Annotated in this window: 14 protein-coding genes; 6 read left to right on the top strand and 8 right to left on the bottom strand. The window is 62.1% G+C overall.

The features are described from left to right. Positions 1 to 186: 186 nt before the first annotated feature. The 3 genes from PLANPX_RS08915 to PLANPX_RS08905 form a co-directional block, all read right to left on the bottom strand. Positions 187 to 1,617: a sulfatase-like hydrolase/transferase gene (locus tag PLANPX_RS08915; protein ID WP_152098396.1), complete on the bottom strand. Its 1,431-nt coding sequence runs from the start codon at positions 1,615 to 1,617 to the stop codon at positions 187 to 189. A gap of 155 nt (positions 1,618 to 1,772) precedes the next feature. Then, positions 1,773 to 2,156, bottom strand: a complete 384-nt coding sequence (locus tag PLANPX_RS08910; RefSeq protein ID WP_152098395.1) for a hypothetical protein — start codon at positions 2,154 to 2,156, stop codon at positions 1,773 to 1,775. A gap of 53 nt (positions 2,157 to 2,209) precedes the next feature. Beyond that, positions 2,210 to 3,298 (bottom strand): DUF1559 domain-containing protein, encoded by a 1,089-nt coding sequence (locus PLANPX_RS08905; protein ID WP_152101825.1) that lies wholly within the window; start codon positions 3,296 to 3,298, stop codon positions 2,210 to 2,212. 420 nt (positions 3,299 to 3,718) lie between these two features. Here PLANPX_RS08905 and PLANPX_RS08900 point away from each other — a divergent pair, with 420 nt between their 5' ends. From PLANPX_RS08900 to PLANPX_RS08890, 3 genes are read left to right on the top strand one after another with little or no spacing between them, the layout of a single operon-like run. After that, positions 3,719 to 5,380, top strand: coding sequence for a DUF6798 domain-containing protein (locus PLANPX_RS08900; RefSeq protein ID WP_152098394.1), 1,662 nt, complete (start codon positions 3,719 to 3,721; stop codon positions 5,378 to 5,380). Beyond that, positions 5,377 to 6,054, top strand: a complete 678-nt coding sequence (locus tag PLANPX_RS08895; protein WP_152098393.1) for an NUDIX domain-containing protein — start codon at positions 5,377 to 5,379, stop codon at positions 6,052 to 6,054. Before PLANPX_RS08900 ends, PLANPX_RS08895 begins: the two co-directional genes overlap by 4 nt. 58 nt (positions 6,055 to 6,112) lie before the next feature. Next, positions 6,113 to 6,808, top strand: a complete 696-nt coding sequence (locus PLANPX_RS08890) for an HAD family hydrolase (RefSeq protein ID WP_152098392.1) — start codon at positions 6,113 to 6,115, stop codon at positions 6,806 to 6,808. 332 nt (positions 6,809 to 7,140) lie between these two features. On the opposite strand, the gene PLANPX_RS08885 is transcribed toward PLANPX_RS08890, so the two are convergent. Then, complete coding sequence (locus tag PLANPX_RS08885; RefSeq protein WP_152098391.1) at positions 7,141 to 8,373, bottom strand: hypothetical protein; 1,233 nt, start codon at positions 8,371 to 8,373, stop codon at positions 7,141 to 7,143. A gap of 161 nt (positions 8,374 to 8,534) precedes the next feature. Here PLANPX_RS08885 and PLANPX_RS08880 point away from each other — a divergent pair, with 161 nt between their 5' ends. Continuing rightward, positions 8,535 to 8,828, top strand: a complete 294-nt coding sequence (locus tag PLANPX_RS08880; RefSeq protein ID WP_152098390.1) for an acylphosphatase — start codon at positions 8,535 to 8,537, stop codon at positions 8,826 to 8,828. 68 nt (positions 8,829 to 8,896) lie between these two features. After that, positions 8,897 to 10,360 carry a hypothetical protein gene (locus tag PLANPX_RS08875; protein ID WP_152098389.1) on the top strand — a complete coding sequence of 488 codons (1,464 nt, stop codon included), beginning with the start codon at positions 8,897 to 8,899 and terminating at the stop codon, positions 10,358 to 10,360. Positions 10,361 to 10,449: 89 nt separating this feature from the next. Here the strand turns inward: PLANPX_RS08875 and PLANPX_RS08870 are convergent, their stop codons facing one another. From PLANPX_RS08870 to PLANPX_RS08855, 4 genes are all read right to left on the bottom strand, one after another. After that, complete coding sequence (locus tag PLANPX_RS08870; RefSeq protein ID WP_152098388.1) at positions 10,450 to 11,571, bottom strand: Gfo/Idh/MocA family protein; 1,122 nt, start codon at positions 11,569 to 11,571, stop codon at positions 10,450 to 10,452. After that, positions 11,568 to 12,374: an acyl-ACP--UDP-N-acetylglucosamine O-acyltransferase gene (gene lpxA / locus PLANPX_RS08865; protein WP_152098387.1), complete on the bottom strand. Its 807-nt coding sequence runs from the start codon at positions 12,372 to 12,374 to the stop codon at positions 11,568 to 11,570. Before lpxA ends, PLANPX_RS08870 begins: the two co-directional genes overlap by 4 nt. A gap of 36 nt (positions 12,375 to 12,410) precedes the next feature. Next, entirely contained in the window at positions 12,411 to 13,283 is an 873-nt protein-coding gene (gene lpxC, locus PLANPX_RS08860; RefSeq protein WP_232536342.1) for a UDP-3-O-acyl-N-acetylglucosamine deacetylase, read from the bottom strand. Positions 13,284 to 13,392: 109 nt separating this feature from the next. Next, on the bottom strand, positions 13,393 to 14,106 hold the full coding sequence (locus PLANPX_RS08855) for an OmpH family outer membrane protein (protein ID WP_172991944.1): 714 nt from the start codon (positions 14,104 to 14,106) through the stop codon (positions 13,393 to 13,395). A gap of 588 nt (positions 14,107 to 14,694) precedes the next feature. Between PLANPX_RS08855 and PLANPX_RS08850 the strand changes: the two genes are divergently transcribed. Continuing rightward, entirely contained in the window at positions 14,695 to 15,060 is a 366-nt protein-coding gene (locus PLANPX_RS08850) for a response regulator (RefSeq protein ID WP_172991943.1), read from the top strand. Positions 15,061 to 15,097: the final 37 nt, after the last annotated feature.

Raw genomic sequence — 15,097 nt, 5'->3', positions numbered from 1 at the left:
AGCGAACGTTAAAACGAACAGGCCCCGGCGAAATTCGCCGGGGCCTGTTTTTTGTTTAGTGAGATCGAAGCTGCAACCGCCAGCTAGCGCTGTCTAGCCCCGGGCTCCGCCCGGGGGTTGCACTACGCGCGACAACGCCTACCGAAATGGTCGCCCACCCCCGGGCGGAGCCCGGGGCTAGGAGCGCTACTCCGCTGCCGCGGCGGCTGCGCGGCGCTTCGCCTTTCCCTTCTTGTTCTTCGCTTCCGCCTTCCCTTCGTTCTGCCCCCACAGCGGCGGGACGTTCGACTTGTTCCATTCTTCCCACGCCGCTTGCAGTTCCTTCGCCTTCTCCGGCTCCTCGGCGATGAGATTCTTCTCTTCGCTCAGATCGCTGGCGAGGTTGTAGAGCCGCGCGTCGGTAGCGCCCTTCTTGCCGCCGTCGACCACCGGGTCGTACTTCACCAGTTTCCAGTCCCCCTTCCGCACGGCCATCTGTTCGCCGAACCGCCAGAAGAGGGCCTCGTGCGGAGCCGCGGCATTCTTTCCGGCGAGATACGGCAACAAGTCGACGCCCTCCAGCATCTTGTCATTCGCCTGGTCGGCGCCCCCCGCGACGAGGGCCGTCCGTGTGGCGTCGAGTTGAATGACCGGCAGATCGTACGACTTGCCGGCGGGAATCTTGCCAGGCCACTTCGCCAGGAACGGCACTCGCACGCCCCCTTCTAGCGTCGTCCGTTTCGAACCGCGGAGCGGCGCGTTGATCGATCCGTTAGTGGCGGTCGTCGCCATTGTCGGACCGCCGTTATCGCTGAAGAAGAAGACGAGCGTATTGTCGCTCAGTCCCGTCTTGTCGAGTTCAGCCAGCACGCTACCGATCGCGTCGTCCATCGCCGCCATCATCGCGGCGTATTGGCGGCGCTTCGTGTCTTTGATGTGCGCGAACTTCGCCATCCGCTCCTCTTGCGCTTCCATCGGCGTGTGGACGGCGTTGAAGGCGAGGTATAGGAAGAACGGCTCCTTCTGATGCCGATCGATGAACGCCACCGCTTCGCGGCCCAACGCGTCGGTGAGGTATTCGGTTTCCTTCACCTTCTCGCGATTGCGGAAGATCGGCGGCCCCTGCCCTGGCATGTAGGGATGGGCGCCGGCGATGAAGCCGAAGAACTCGTCGAAACCGCGGCTGTTCGGATGGCGATCGGGCGACGAACCGAGATGCCACTTGCCGACGAGCCCCGTGCGATAGCCGGCGCCGCGAAGCCGATCGGCAATGGTTCGCTCGGTCAGCGGCAAGCCCGCGTTCTTGGCGGCGCTGGGGTTGAACTCGTGTCCGAACCGGGTTTGGTAGCGTCCCGTCAACAGCCCAGCCCGCGTCGGCGAACAGTAGGGCCCCGAAACGTAACCGTTCGTGAACTTCGTCCCCGCGGCGGCGAGGGCGTCGAGGTGCGGCGTCGGGATTTCTTTCGAACCATTGAAACCGACGTCGGAGTAGCCCATGTCGTCGCCGACGATGATGACGATATTGGGCTGCTCCGCGGTCGCTGCGGAAGCATTGACATGCCCGCCGCAGACCAGCGCCGCGGCAAACAATCCAAAACAGAGTCGCTTAAGCGTCCCCAGACGTAGTCGAACGAGCATCGTGGCCACCTATCAGTTGCAGTGAAGCTGGCGTGAATCGGCCAGCTTTCTGATTGTGGCGTCGATGCGTTGCGGCGGGCAACTCCTCGGCGGAGATTTAACGCAATTAGCGCGTTGCCGGCGGCTTCGGCGTCGCGAAGCCGCCATGCCCGTTGCTATTTCTCAATAACAAGGTCGAAGTGGTCATGATCCGCATCGACGGTGACTTCGAGAGGCGTCGTGGCCGGATCGCCGTAGGCCTTCGGCACGGCGAGTTCCTGGTTGCGATAGTTCTTCCAAAGTTGAACAGCGACTTTGTAGATCCCTGGGTGAACGCCATCATTCGGCGACACGGTCGTCATTTTGAATTCGCCGGATGGATCAACCGCGCCATTTGCTGGCTTGCCCGCACTCACTGGCTGAAATATCACCGTGCCGCTTTCGAACGAGATAACCGCACCGCCGGCTCCCTTCACGGTCCCGGAGACGGGAATTGGCCCGTCATTTGAGTTGCAACCTAGACATGCGACCAAAATAAGTAGTGCGATACCACGAAACATACGTGACGCCGTTTTTAGAGCATGAGATGGAAGACGTGCAGGCGCAGAATAAATCAGAAAGGCATTTGACCAGTAGCCTGTTCGTCAGCGCTGGCGATGAGTTTGTCCCAAACGGTCATTGGCACTGTATCTGGCCAGGGATTGAGGAGTGTTGCCGCGCCGACATCGATGGAATCACTGATAAAGTGAGCGCTTCCATCCGCCATGCCAATATTCACACCGCCGGTGTGCGCACTTCTCGTGGTCGCCTGATCGGCCCAATGGTCTCCAGTGTAGTCGGGCATGCACTCCTGCGTCAGCAACGGCAAATCTGTCGCTAGAGGGCCTGCGACATCGTCGGAACTCGCCAGACAAATATTTGGCCCATTGGCGTCCCCGCTGGTTCCGAACCAGAAAAGAACGCTTGACCCCGCTTGCCCCAGCGCCCAAGTCCCACGCTGATCTACAGCAGTAACGCCAGCACGAACCTCACCCAAGAGCATGGAATTCGACGTACCGTCGACGATCTCCTTTAACCTTACGGCGACGTTAGGGCCGATGACCCCGCGACGCTTCGGATCAAGCCATCCCCCAGAGTCCGCGCCGAAAATTCCATCGGCGCGACCGCTTAATAAAGGGCCATTGCCCGCATTGGCGGCGTAGTTGCCGCGCGCCCATTTGATGGTTCCCCCGCTCATCTCCATCTGAATTTGATTGTAGCTATCGGATGGGCACCGCATTGAATCAATGTTTGCCGTCCGCGCAGCGGCATTGTTAGCGTGCGCCATCTGCGGCGGCGCTTTGCCTTTCCATGTGCCTGCCACTGTGACGGTCTGATCGATTGAGTTGTAAACCGTTTGCTGCTCGCAATAGGGCAATGCCCGCACAGCCCAATTCGCACCGATTTGCGCCGGGGTCAGAACCGCAGGATTGGCGCCAGTCGCGAACTCGAACGCCATTGGGAAACTACCCTTGGCCGATTCATAGTTCAGCAGCCCTAAACATTGCTGTCGCAAGTTGCTTTGGCACTGCTGGCGTCGAGCCGCCTCGCGAGCCGCCTGCACGGCCGGCAGCAAGAGCGCCACCAACACGCCGATGATCGCAATCACGACCAACAGCTCAACCAAAGTGAACGCGCGCTTCACGCTCCGCGATACGGACATGATCTTCCCTCGCTGGGGCTAGCCATCAGTCACAGCGCCCTACCTGTTAATGAGGACGCTCATACGCTCTAAACCGCAGGTCTGCCTGCGCTCGACAACGCACGAATAGGCAAGCTGCATCGCTCGCTCGTTCAAGTGAACGGAGATAAGGAGCGGCCTGCACGTTCGCACGTCATCTGTGCAACAAACAACGCTATCGTTCGCCAAGGAAATCCTTGACCACGTGGAGCCGCCAGGAATCACTATGTCACAAGTTGCGAGATTTCCGAAGAGATCATTGAAAAACTTGCGGTATTCCCGCAACTTTTTCGCAGGCCGCTAGGCCCTGTTGCGCGAATGCGATAACCTTCTAGACTCGTTCCAAATTCTCTTGACGCTAAGTCTCAATTGACTGCCGCTCATCCCGCCCTTCGCTCGACCATGTCCGATTCAACAAACGTTCCGCCGAACGTGAATCAAGGCTGGTTAGAGTTCCTGATGATCCTCCTGATCTTCTTCATCGACGGCGGCGCCGCCGTGCCTCACGTCAACGAGACGCACTACCTCGCCAAGGCCAAGCACTACTGGGACGCAAGCTACTGCCCAGGCGACCTGTTCCTCGATTCGGCCGATCCGCACCTCGCCTTCTACTGGACGCTCGGGTGGCTGACGAAACTGTTACCGTTGACGGCGGTCGCGTGGATTGGCCGCATCGCGGCATGGACGTTGCTTGCAGCCGGGTGGCGGCGTTTGTCGACCAGCATCGTCGACGTACCGTGGGCCTCGGTTCTTGGCGCTGCGTTGTGGGTGGCGCTCCTCCGCGACGGCAATGCCAACTTTGCCGGGGAGTGGGTCGTCGGCGGCGTTGAGGCGAAATGTTTTGCGTACGGGTTGTTCCTGTTCGGCATGGCAGCGCTGGTTCGTGGCGATTGGCGACGCCCTTGGGCATGGTTCGGCGCGGCTGCGGCGTTTCATGTCCTCGTCGGGGCGTGGGCCGTACTCACCGCGCTAGCAACATGGCTCACGGAACCGCGCGCGGAGCGGACGCCGCCGCTAAAGTTGCTGCCGGGACTTATTTTCGGCGGACTGCTGTCGCTCGTCGGCCTGCTCCCGTCGCTCGCGCTTGAACGTGGTACTGATCCAGCGCTCAACGCGCAGGCCGCGCAAATCTATGTTTACGACCGGCTACCGCACCATCTTGCTCCCCTGTCGCTTCCCGCTGCGGAAGTGCAGTGGCGGCTCACTTGGCTCGGCGGCATGGTCGTCGCCTTCGTTGCGTTGTGGGCCTGGTGGCGCCGCCGCGCGAGCGATACAGCGTTCCAGGCGATTAGCGGCCTCGACGCACCAGGCGCCGCACGCCGATTGATTTGGTTCACGATGTTCGCATTCGCCGGCGCGGTCGTCGGACTCGCGATTGAACTGGCCCTCGATCACGACCGCGCGGCCGCTGCTCGGCTGCTGCGCTACTATTGGTTTCGCCAGATCGACGTGGCGTTGCCGCTGGCGATTGCGATCCTCGGCTCGGCCTGGGTGGCGGCGATGTTGCGCAACGGCAAGCGGTTCTCAAGCTTCGTTGCGCCGGCCCCGCTGCTATTTGCCGCTTGGTTTCTGGGAAGCATCACCTACGCGCGTTGGCAGTCGAACCTGCCGCCTGCCGTGCTGCAGGTGGAGAACGCCGCGGGCTGGCAAGCGGCTTGCCAGTGGATCGACGAACACGCCCCGGCCGATGCGAAGTTCCTCATCCCCCGGTGGGGGCATTCGTTCAAGTGGTATGCGTCGCGGGCGGACGTCGGCAGCAACAAAGACGTACCGCAAAATGCGGCCGGCGTCGTCGAATGGCGGGCTCGGATGCGCGAGCTCTACCCGAACCTCGACGCCGTCGACGAACGTGGCCGGAAGATCATCCTCGATTCGCCGGAACTACTCGGCACGCCTCGCGTCCGCGAGTTAGCCGCAAAGTACGGCGCCACGCATGTGATCGCGCGAAGTTCGCCACCGCTCGATCTGCCAATCGTGTTCGCCACGCCCGTCGACCCGAGCGCGAACGTGAGCGGTTACACGGTGTACGAAACGGGCGTCGAACCCACGACGACGGCGCCATGAGTCGGCCGCTGTGGGAACAACTCGAACTGCCGGCGCTGTTGGCGCGCGAACTGACGCTCCCGGCCGAACCGCGGTGGAGCCGAGAGTTCGCTCCCGAACTCAGCTATGGCCGCCACGCCGGCCCCGCGCGCAGCGACGCCCGCGGCGCCGCGGTAGCCGTGGTGCTGTCGTGGGACGGAACGGAGTGGTCGTTGCCGCTCACCGTGCGTTCGGCGAAGTTATCGCGGCACGGCGGGCAGATCAGCTTTCCGGGCGGCCTTATCGAAGCGGGCGAATCGCCGCCCGTCGCGGCGGAGCGAGAGTTGGAGGAGGAATTGGGCGTACGGCCGCCGCTGGAGTGGCTCGGCACCCTGACGCCGCAGTTTGTCTACGCCAGCAATGCTATGGTCGTGCCGTGCGTGGCGGCGACGCTTGAGGCTCCCGCCTGGCAGCCCAATCCGCGCGAAGTCGAGCGAGTGTTACGGCTTTCGCTGCGAGGTTTGCTCAGCGCGTCCACAGAGCCGCCGCTCCAGATGACGCGCGGCCCGCTGCGGTTTACCGCGCCGCAACTGCGGGTTGAGGGGCACTCGGCATGGGGCGCCACGGCCGTTATGCTCGGAGAATTGCGTGGGCGATTGTTACGGCTTGAGAAGGTAGAAGAAGATCTCACGCAAAGGCGCGAAGGCGCAAATTAATTTACTACGTTCTTCTTTGCGTCTTCGCGCCTTTGCGTGAGACTTGAAACGAACAACGATGAGCGAATTCAAACTCCCCGATCCGCCGCTGCGAGCCGTCACCTTCGATCTCGACGGGTTGATGTTCAACACCGAAGAACTCTACCAAGAGGTCGGCGGCACGCTCCTCTCGCGGCGCGGCAAGCAGATCACTGGCGAATTGCTCAATGAGATGATGGGCCGCAAGTCGAACGTCGCGCTCGCAGTGATGATCGATTGGCACGATCTCGACGAGACGCCGGAACAACTCGCGGCCGAGTCGGCGGAAATCTTCGGCGGCTTGCTGCCGAAGCGATTGGCGCCGATGCCAGGACTCCTGGAGCTGCTCGCTTCGCTCGAAGCGGCAGGCATTCCCAAGGGAATCGCTACCAGCAGCGGCAAACTGTTCGTCGACAAGGTGCTAGGGCTGTTCAATCTGGCGCCGCGTTTCGACTTCATCCTCACGAGCGAAGATATCGTCCACGGCAAGCCAGCGCCCGACGTTTACCTGCTCGCTGCTGAGCGGCATGGCGTCGCGCCGGCGGAGATGATAATCCTCGAAGATAGCCAGATCGGCACGCAGGCCGCGGTCGCCTCGGGCGCCTACGCCGTCGCTGTGCCGCATGGGCAGAGCCGAACGCATCACTTCCCCGGAGCACGGTTCGAGGCCCACTCGCTCGCGGATGCGCGGATCTATCACGCGCTGCGACTCCAAACGCCCGGCGGCAGTTGCTAGCACGCGAGGCACGCTGCGATCGCTGCATTCGGCGCCGTTTCCCTAATCGGACGGTTCGCCTTCGTCCGATCTATGCGAACGGGGGGCCGCGCGCTGCGCGGCGTTTAGGGGGAGCTAGCGAGACGCCGCCATGGGTAGAAGATTCATGGCTGCCGCCGTGCTGCTTGCAGCCGGGGGTTGCCGGATGTGCAGCGATGTGGGCGACACTTCGTCGCCGGTGCCTGGCGGTCCGCGCTCAGGAAGCCTGCAGCGCGCCGGTTCGGCATTCAACGGCCAAGTCTACAACACGGTCGACCCGCCGAAGCAAAAGTCGCCGGCCGTCGCCGCCGAACTCAATAACTACTGGACTCCTCCGCTGGAGGGTTCTCCAACTCCTCTTCCGACACCGGCCCCATAGCGTCGAGTTCCACAGAGTCGGGAACATACTCCTGACGCGGCTGTGATTGCTCCGCCGGTTCCTCGCCGGCCTTGGCGTGGGCGCTCGCTTTCGCTCGCGCCGCACGTCGATTGAATATCTCCGGATCGAACGCGTCGCGCGGGGTGAAGGCGGTGCGAACTTTGCGTCCGCTCAACAGTTCCTGAGCGCGTTCGTCGAGCATCGCATCGCTGACGTCCGCCTCGTCGCCGGCCACGCCTTCGCCTTCAGGCGTTGCGGCGGAATCCTGGATCTCGGCGACGTTTGGCTCCGCCGTCGGCTTGACGCCGGCCGCCTCGTTCAGCCATTCCAGTAGAATCGCGGTTTGGTACGGCGCGAGTGGTTGCGAAAGGCGTTCGTTTCGCATGCCATGCGCTTGCCGTGCGCGGCGCATGAGCGGGCTGCTGGCGGGATCTTCGACGTCGACTTGTGCGAGCACCTCGTCGAGATTCTTACTAATCAGCTTTGGGATGCCGCTCCCCTCAAGCGCCCAACGGTCAAGCTGCATTTGCTGCCGCGAATTAGGGTGATGGCAGCCGGTGGTCGTGCAGCTGTGGATCAACATCGGTTGGATGCTGCGGACGAACTGTTCTTGCAGTTGAGGAGTTGCGGCGACTTGCGGCTCCGGTTCGACGACTGCCTCTGCGGCCTGCTCCGCGTGAGCTACTTGAACGACTGCGTTCTTGCCGCGTTCGATTCGGCTCGCCTCGTCGGCAAGGCCCTGTTGCAACTGCAAGTCGAGCGCCCGCAGCGCCGGGTGGCCAGGATCGTCGGTGCGAGCGTCGAGAATCTCGCGCGCGGCTTCTGCCAGCAATCCGTGCCGCAGACACCACCGGGCAAGTTCGAGATGGGCGTCGGTCGCGTTGCCGACTCGTCGTTGGCGGCGCTGTTCGTAAGCATCGACGAGCGATGCGCACGCCATTTCGACCTGCGTCCCAGGAACCTGGAGGACCGAGCCTTCGCTCTCAATCCGATAGTGTTCTCCCTGCCGCTGGACGGAGCCGATGAGCACGTTCCCGTTTTTGAGAACCAGGACGCCCAGCGGCGTCGGCTGCTGGGCAGGCTGCTGCGCGAACAGCCCGGCGCCGGTTAAGGCGAACAACGCCCCCAGAAAGATCGTAATACAGCGGATGATCCGGTCGTGCGGCATAGGGGGCGGAGCGTATTGAGTCGCTGCCGGGGGGTCAAGACTGGAACGCCTGCCAGCACGCCGATATACTCAAAACTCCGGTTGAAAGCGGCAATTCGTCGCTTGCAGCCGCTTCCAACTCGCAAGGTCGCCGACTCTTCATCCACACGGCGTCATGGCTCATGCCTGCCCACCGCCCCACGTCGCTGCAACGACGGCAAGCGATTTACACGGGCCATGTCCAAGGCGTCGGTTTTCGTGAGACGACGAGACGACTGGCCGAAGGGTTTGAAGTGACGGGGTTCATCAAGAATCTGCCCGACGGACGCGTCGAGTTGATCGCCGAGGGATTCGCCGGCGAACTCGATCGCTTCCTCGCCGCAGTGGCGGAACGGATGGAAGGTCGAATTCGCAACGTGGCCGTCGACGTGCGGCCGGCACTTGGCGAGTTCGCCGACTTTCGTATTCGACACTAGTGCTTGAGCGCCAACGTTGACGCCCCGCGATCCGACACAACTGATCTCCACCGCAATTCGGTAACGACATGTCGAAGTTGACGATTTGGCTCACCCCCATCTGGATCTTAGCGGTCGGCGTGACGATTGGCGCGCTGATTCTGCTGTTGATGTGGGGCGTCGTCTGGCTGGTGAACCGCCGCGCGGCTCACGCGATCGCCGACGCCGTGAGCGAAGGGATCCTGCGGCCGATTTCGTACGTCGCCATGTCGATGGCCGCGCTCGCGCTGCTGGCGATTCCGTCGATGCCGTACGATCAAATCATCGAGTCGCTCAAGCGGTTGCCCGACGTGCAGCCGATCGTCGAGACTGTCGAAGTCGGACCGCGCAAGAGCGACGTTGAAATTCCCGCGGCGTTCCGCGCGAGCGAATTGCAGAGCTTCACGATCACCAGCGATCAAGACATTGCCGTCAACGTCGCGGCCAAGAAGGGATTCCAAGAGCCGCTCCTGCTCGTTCAAGGCGGCGAGCCCTATGTATGGGCGCCTGGCGTCTCCAAGCCGCGTGCGTTCGAGGGCGAGGTGACGACGCTCTATCTCACCAATGAGAGCGACTCGCCCGCCAAGGTTTCGATCGAGATGTACACCGACGTCGAGACGCCGCAGGTGCGGGCGATTCCGATCGCCGCGGCCAGCACTGTCGGGCTCTACCTGGTCTACCTCGTCGTGCGGTTCTTAGCCCCGCGAACGGCGGTTATCGCCGCCGCCACAGCAAAGGAAACGGTCGCCCAACCGCTGTTCACCATGCTCATTCTGGTGGGCGTCGTGATGCTCTTGGCGTTCGTCTTCGTCCCGTACAACACGTTCGGCGAAGACGTGAAGATGCTCAAGACCTCCGGCATGACGCTCATCAAGGTTCTGGCAATCGCCATGGCCCTGTGGACCGCGAGCGGTTCGGTCGCCGACGAAATCGAAGGCCGCACCGCGCTAACCGTGCTCTCGAAGCCGGTCGGTCGCCGTCAGTTCATCATCGGCAAGTTCCTCGGCATCATCTGGCCGATCGTGCTGATGTTCGTCATCCTCGGCGTCGTCTTCTTGCTGACCGTGTCGTTCAAGGTGGTGTACGACGCCCGCGAGTCGTCGAAGACGACGCCCGAATGGACCGAGTGTTACCTCGAAGTGGTGCGGATCGTGCCGGGTCTCGTCCTGGCATTCTTCGAGGCAGTGATCATGGCGGCGATCAGCGTCGCCGTGTCGACGCGGCTGCCGATGCTGCCGAACCTTGTGATCTGCGGTTCGATTTACGTGCTGGGCCACTTGGCGGCGTTGATCGTCAAATCGTCGGCCGGCGAGATCGTCTTCGTGCGATTCATCGGCAAGCTGCTCTCGGTGATCTTACCGGTGCTCGACCACTTCGAGATCGAGGGAGCGATCGCCGGCGCGACAAGCGTACCGTTGTCGTACCTTGGCTGGGCGCTGCTCTATAGCGCGCTCTACAGTGCCGCGGCGATCCTGTTAGCACTGATCTTCTTCGAAGATCGCGACTTGGCGTAGCAGAAGTGGGTAGTGAAAGCTAAGCCCAGCGAGCCGGGGCGTCCCGCCCCCGGCGTATGCAACATTGGCAAGGCGCTAACAACGGCCCGTTAGCCAGCCTTGCGCCGCAACACCACCGTATCGTCCGTCGCCCATTCATCCATTGCCGCAACCATCGGCAGCGGCAACATCGGCGAGGCCAAGTGCCCCGCGCGACGGCTGTTTGCGCCGTCCCATTGGTGCTGACGAACCGATTCGAGCACGAGTTCCGCCACCGCCACCGCATCGCGGCCGTCTGCGCCGGTGACGCGCGGCTCGCGGCCCGTGCGAATTGCTTCGGCAAAGTCGCGTTGCTCTTGCTCGATGGCGTTTGCTTCGACGGCGGGAACTTCTGATTTGACGAGCAGTTCTTCAAACAACCGCTCACGCAGCCGCGTGCGAGTTTCGTCGCTCAGGTCGTTCACGTGGAAGTCTCGTCGCAACACGTCGGCGCGAGGTTCAACGATCGTCGATTTTCGCGTGGCGAAGTCGATCGACGCGAAGCAGCTGGGCGTGAAAACCTGCATCGAACGGGCCGGAGCGTAACTCGCCCGCGAGGCGATGAGGTTGGCCACGGCGCCGCTGGCGAAGTGAAGCCGTGCGCTAACCATGTCTTCGTGATCGCCCAGGACCGAAATGCCGATGGCATCGACCGAGGCGACCGGTGATTTAACGAGCGACAACGTCGCGTCGATGTCGTGAATCATGAGATCCATGATCACGCCGACGTCGGTCGAGCGGAACGTGTAGCCGCTCTGGCGACGCGCTTCGATAAACTTTGGTTCTTGCAGCCGGTCTTGCACGCTCACAAGCGCTGGATTGAAGCGTTCGACGTGCCCAACTTGTAGTACGATCTGGCTGCGGCGGGCCAATTGCACCAACTCGTCGGCTTCGCGCACGGTCGGCGTGATCGGTTTCTCGACGAACACATGAACGCCGGCGCGGATCAATTCCGACGCCACGTCGAAATGCGTCACCGTCGGAGTCGCCACAATCGCGCCGTCGATCTCGCCGATCAATTCACGAAAATGAGCCGCCGGCCGAGCGCCCGTTTCCTTCGCCAGCGCTTCGCGGGCTTCAGGCCGCGAGTCGACGACGGCGACGAGCTCGATCTCAGGAATTCCGGCGGCAAGCTTCGCGTGAATCTTGCCCAAATGACCGACGCCGATGACGGCGAGACGCAGGCGACTCATGCAGCCCTCCGAACTTCGCGGCCGCGGCCATGCTTTCCGACTTGTTGCCCTTCGATGAACGCCAACAGCGTCTCCACGTCGGGCGAGATTTGGTTGTTCGTCCGCAAAATTTCGCGGGCGTGGCTCAGGCCGACCTTCGACCGGTAGAGCAACCGGTGGGCGGCGGCAATGAATTCAACGCGCTCAGCGGTGAAGTCGTTCCGCTTCAGCGCGACGATGTTGATGCACCGCGGCCGAGCCGGAATTCCTTCGACCAGCATGAACGGCGGCACGTCGTGCAGAGCGCGACTCAGAGCGCTGATGAACGAGTAGCTGCCGATCGTCACGAACTGGTGAATCGCGACGCCGCCGGAAACCGAGGCGTGGTCGTGAATGTGAACGTGGCCGGCCAACAGAGAGCCGTTGGCAATCAGAATGTGGCTGCCGAGCTTGCAATCGTGGGCGACGTGGCAGTTGCCCATCAGGAAGTTGTTGTCGCCGATGCTGGTGACGCCATCTTCCTTCTCGCTGGCGCGATTGACGGTCACGCCTTCGCGGAACGTATTGCCGTCGCCGATGACGACGGCCGTGTCGCTCCCTTGGTAGCTGTAGTCTTGCGGCTCGGCGCCGATGACGACGTTCGGAAACAGAACGTTGTCGGCGCCGAGGGTGACGTTCCCCATCAGGGTCACGTTGTTATGGAGTCGGGTTCCGCGACCGATCCGCGCACCCGCGCCGATCGTGCAAAAGGGGCCGATGACGACTTCTTCGTCGATCTCCGCCCGGGGGTCGACCCAAGCGTTCGCTGCAATGCTGGTAGCCATGTTGGTCTCTTTCTACATCCGCCTGATTCAGGGCCGTTAAGCGCTGGCTCGCCACGCCGTCGTGACGAACCGGTCGACTAACTGCCGCGTCAGCTCCGCGTGGAGTCGATGACCGCTGCGGTACGCGGTAAATTCGCCAATGAACCGGCAACCCGCGAGGGCCAAGTCGCCGAGAACATCGAGTGCTTTGTGTCGGGCGCATTCGTTGGGAAAACGAAGGCGATTGTCAATCGGACCGCGTTCGTCGAAGACCAGGAGGTCGCGATTCGTCACGCGAACGCCCAATCCTTGCCGACGAAGTTGGTCTGCCTCGGTCTGTAGCAAAAATGTGCGACACGGAGCAAGCTCACTACGGAACCGCTCGGGGGTCACCACCACGCGAGCGACTTGCCGTCCGATCACGGGAGCCGCCGGGTAGTGAAGCTGGTATTCGATGGAGAATTGATTCTTCGCCGAGGGGCGAGCTTCAATCCAAGATTCGCCTTCAGTGACGCGAATCGTTTCGGTAATGGCGACGCGCTTCGCCTCGATGCCTTGCGAAACGACGCCGGCCCGTACGAGGGCGTCGACGAACGCGGCTGAGGAACCATCGCAGCCGGGCATCTCGGGATGGTTGGTCCAAACTTCGCAGTTGTCGATGCCGAGGCCGGAAAGTGCGGCGAGCACATGCTCGACCATTTCGACTTCGATCTTTCCCTGCCGCAAATTTGTACGACGCGGAACTTCCACTCGCAAATCGACGCGAGCGGGAATGCGGGCCGAGGCGCCCAGATCGCTCCGCACGAACGTGATACCGGCTCCCGCTGCAGCCGGACGGAACTCAATCCGCACGTCGCGGCCGCTCCAGTAGCCAAAGCCGGCGACGACGGCGCGAGCGGCGATCGTTTGTTGCATGCGGGACGGAATCATGCGCAGTCGAACCTGAAGCGCGGGAAGCGATTCCCGCGGAAGATGGCAAGAGAAAGCGGCGGCGCCTGCCGCTGATTCGGAGACGCCGCCGCCGATTAACACGATGCGACTAGCGAAGCTGGTTGCCGCCGAAGCCGCCTTGGCCCGGTTGCGTCGCGGTCGACGGCACGGTGGCCGACGGAGCCGGAAGCTTGCGAACGTCCACGCCGAGCGTCATCAGCACATCGGGGGTGATGTCGATGCTGCTCTGGTGGATGATCGGGTTCATGATCATCCGCATCACCGACTCGCGATCTTGCGTCGCAGCCGGTTGGCCAGGGTTGTCTTCGCCGGTGAACCGCAAGACCAAGCCGATCTGATTCTTGTCAGCGTATTCCTTCACCTTGGCCGACACTTGCGTGTAGCAGTAGTGATAGACCTGAGCTTCCTTTTCCATGAAGTCGCGGCGAACCTTGCCCTGCTGAATGCTGAACTCAGCCTTCTTGTGAGCGAGGTTTTCGTCGAGCGACTTGAATTCGGCAGAGCCCGGCTTCAGCGCGTTACGCTGTTCTTCCATGGCGACGAGATTGTCGCGTTCCTTGCGGAGGGCGCCGTCGGCCGCTTCCATCTCGCCCTTCAGCTTGTCGATTTGCTGCGTGAAGACGGGATAGTTCTTGAAGATGAAGCTGATGTCGACGACGGCGATGTGGTACCGCGAGGCGTTGGCGCCAGCGGAGAAGCCGCTTGCAGCCGGGGCTGCCGCAGGAGCGGTTTGGGCCAAGGCCGGCATCGCGGCGGAAGAGAACAATCCAGCGACTGCAGCTGAGATCAGCAGCTTTTTCACGTCAGCACTCCTTGCTTGTACCTGGCCATCCATGACCAGACGATTCTGGGGCCCGCCCAGGGGCTAACGAGACGCCCCCGAATGTTGCCATGCGGGATTGGGGCGGAGGGGTTGAATTCGGCGGGTATTGTGCCGGGCGACCGGTTTGCCGTAAAGAGCAGTTCTGTGGGAGGATTCTTACGACTAAATACGGGGAGATTAACCACGAAAAGCACGAAAGGAACGAAAAGGAAATTAGGGACCACGAATCTTCGCGAATGAAATTCAGTACTACCGCCGTTGCGATCGTTGGGGATGAATTCGTGCAAGAGAGTGTAGTCGAGCGAAGGCATCGAGCACGCCCTGTCGGTATTCCTGAGTTATTCGCGACGATTCGCGTGATTCGCGGTCAATGCCCCTCCTCCTCCTTTCGTCCCTTTCGTCCCTTTCGTGCTTTTCGTGGTTAATCTCCCCGCATTTCTCTCCGCATGCCGCCGTCACAAAGTGGCCTTCCATTCCGCCATGGTCGGTCCCTATGCTCCCCGCCCCGCCTGACTGAGCGACCCGCTTCGCTATCCCTCCCAACTTCGCATCGCCGGAGCGTCGACTGTGTCTCCCACTGCGCGCGTTTTGATCGTCGACCGTTCGCGTGAATCACGCGACGTACTCTGTTCGCTCCTCGCCCGCAGTGGCGCTGAGGTGCTCGAAGCTCGCGAAACATCGCGGGCAGCGCAGCTTGCCGCCGCTGCGCAACCCGATCTGATCGTCGTCGACGCCGAGCCGACCCACGGCATTTGTGAAGATTCTGCGGCGCGGCTCGTCGCTGCGGCCGCCCGTAACGACGCCCCAATCGTTGTGCTCGGCGCCTTTAAGCGAAGCGCAAGTCGTTTCCCGACCGCAGAGTTCGTCGCGAAGCCCTACCAATACCCAGCGCTCATCCGTAGAATCGAAGAGCTTCTGGGAAGTCGTACGTAGGCGATCGACTCCCGCTCGTCGACCGAGAGAACATACT

The sequence above is a fragment of the Lacipirellula parvula genome (genome assembly GCF_009177095.1).
GTDB lineage: Bacteria > Planctomycetota > Planctomycetia > Pirellulales > Lacipirellulaceae > Lacipirellula > Lacipirellula parvula.
The sequence above is the reverse complement of the archived record's forward strand: the minus strand, read 5'-3'. Positions and strand labels throughout refer to the sequence as shown.

Bases quoted from the DNA above. Each gene is read 5' to 3' on its own strand.
- PLANPX_RS08875 (WP_152098389.1), top strand. From the start codon at position 8,897: ATGTCGAAGTTGACGATTTGGCTCACCCCCATCTGGATCTTAGCGGTC.
- PLANPX_RS08890 (WP_152098392.1), top strand. From the start codon at position 6,113: ATGAGCGAATTCAAACTCCCCGATCCGCCGCTGCGAGCCGTCACCTTC.
- PLANPX_RS08910 (WP_152098395.1), bottom strand. From the start codon at position 2,156: ATGTTTCGTGGTATCGCACTACTTATTTTGGTCGCATGTCTAGGTTGC.
- PLANPX_RS08905 (WP_152101825.1), bottom strand. From the start codon at position 3,298: ATGTCCGTATCGCGGAGCGTGAAGCGCGCGTTCACTTTGGTTGAGCTG.
- PLANPX_RS08870 (WP_152098388.1), bottom strand. From the start codon at position 11,571: ATGAGTCGCCTGCGTCTCGCCGTCATCGGCGTCGGTCATTTGGGCAAG.
- lpxC (WP_232536342.1), bottom strand. From the start codon at position 13,283: ATGATTCCGTCCCGCATGCAACAAACGATCGCCGCTCGCGCCGTCGTC.
- PLANPX_RS08915 (WP_152098396.1), bottom strand. From the start codon at position 1,617: ATGCTCGTTCGACTACGTCTGGGGACGCTTAAGCGACTCTGTTTTGGA.
- lpxA (WP_152098387.1), bottom strand. From the start codon at position 12,374: ATGGCTACCAGCATTGCAGCGAACGCTTGGGTCGACCCCCGGGCGGAG.
- PLANPX_RS08900 (WP_152098394.1), top strand. From the start codon at position 3,719: ATGTCCGATTCAACAAACGTTCCGCCGAACGTGAATCAAGGCTGGTTA.
- PLANPX_RS08880 (WP_152098390.1), top strand. From the start codon at position 8,535: ATGCCTGCCCACCGCCCCACGTCGCTGCAACGACGGCAAGCGATTTAC.
- PLANPX_RS08885 (WP_152098391.1), bottom strand. From the start codon at position 8,373: ATGCCGCACGACCGGATCATCCGCTGTATTACGATCTTTCTGGGGGCG.
- PLANPX_RS08895 (WP_152098393.1), top strand. From the start codon at position 5,377: ATGAGTCGGCCGCTGTGGGAACAACTCGAACTGCCGGCGCTGTTGGCG.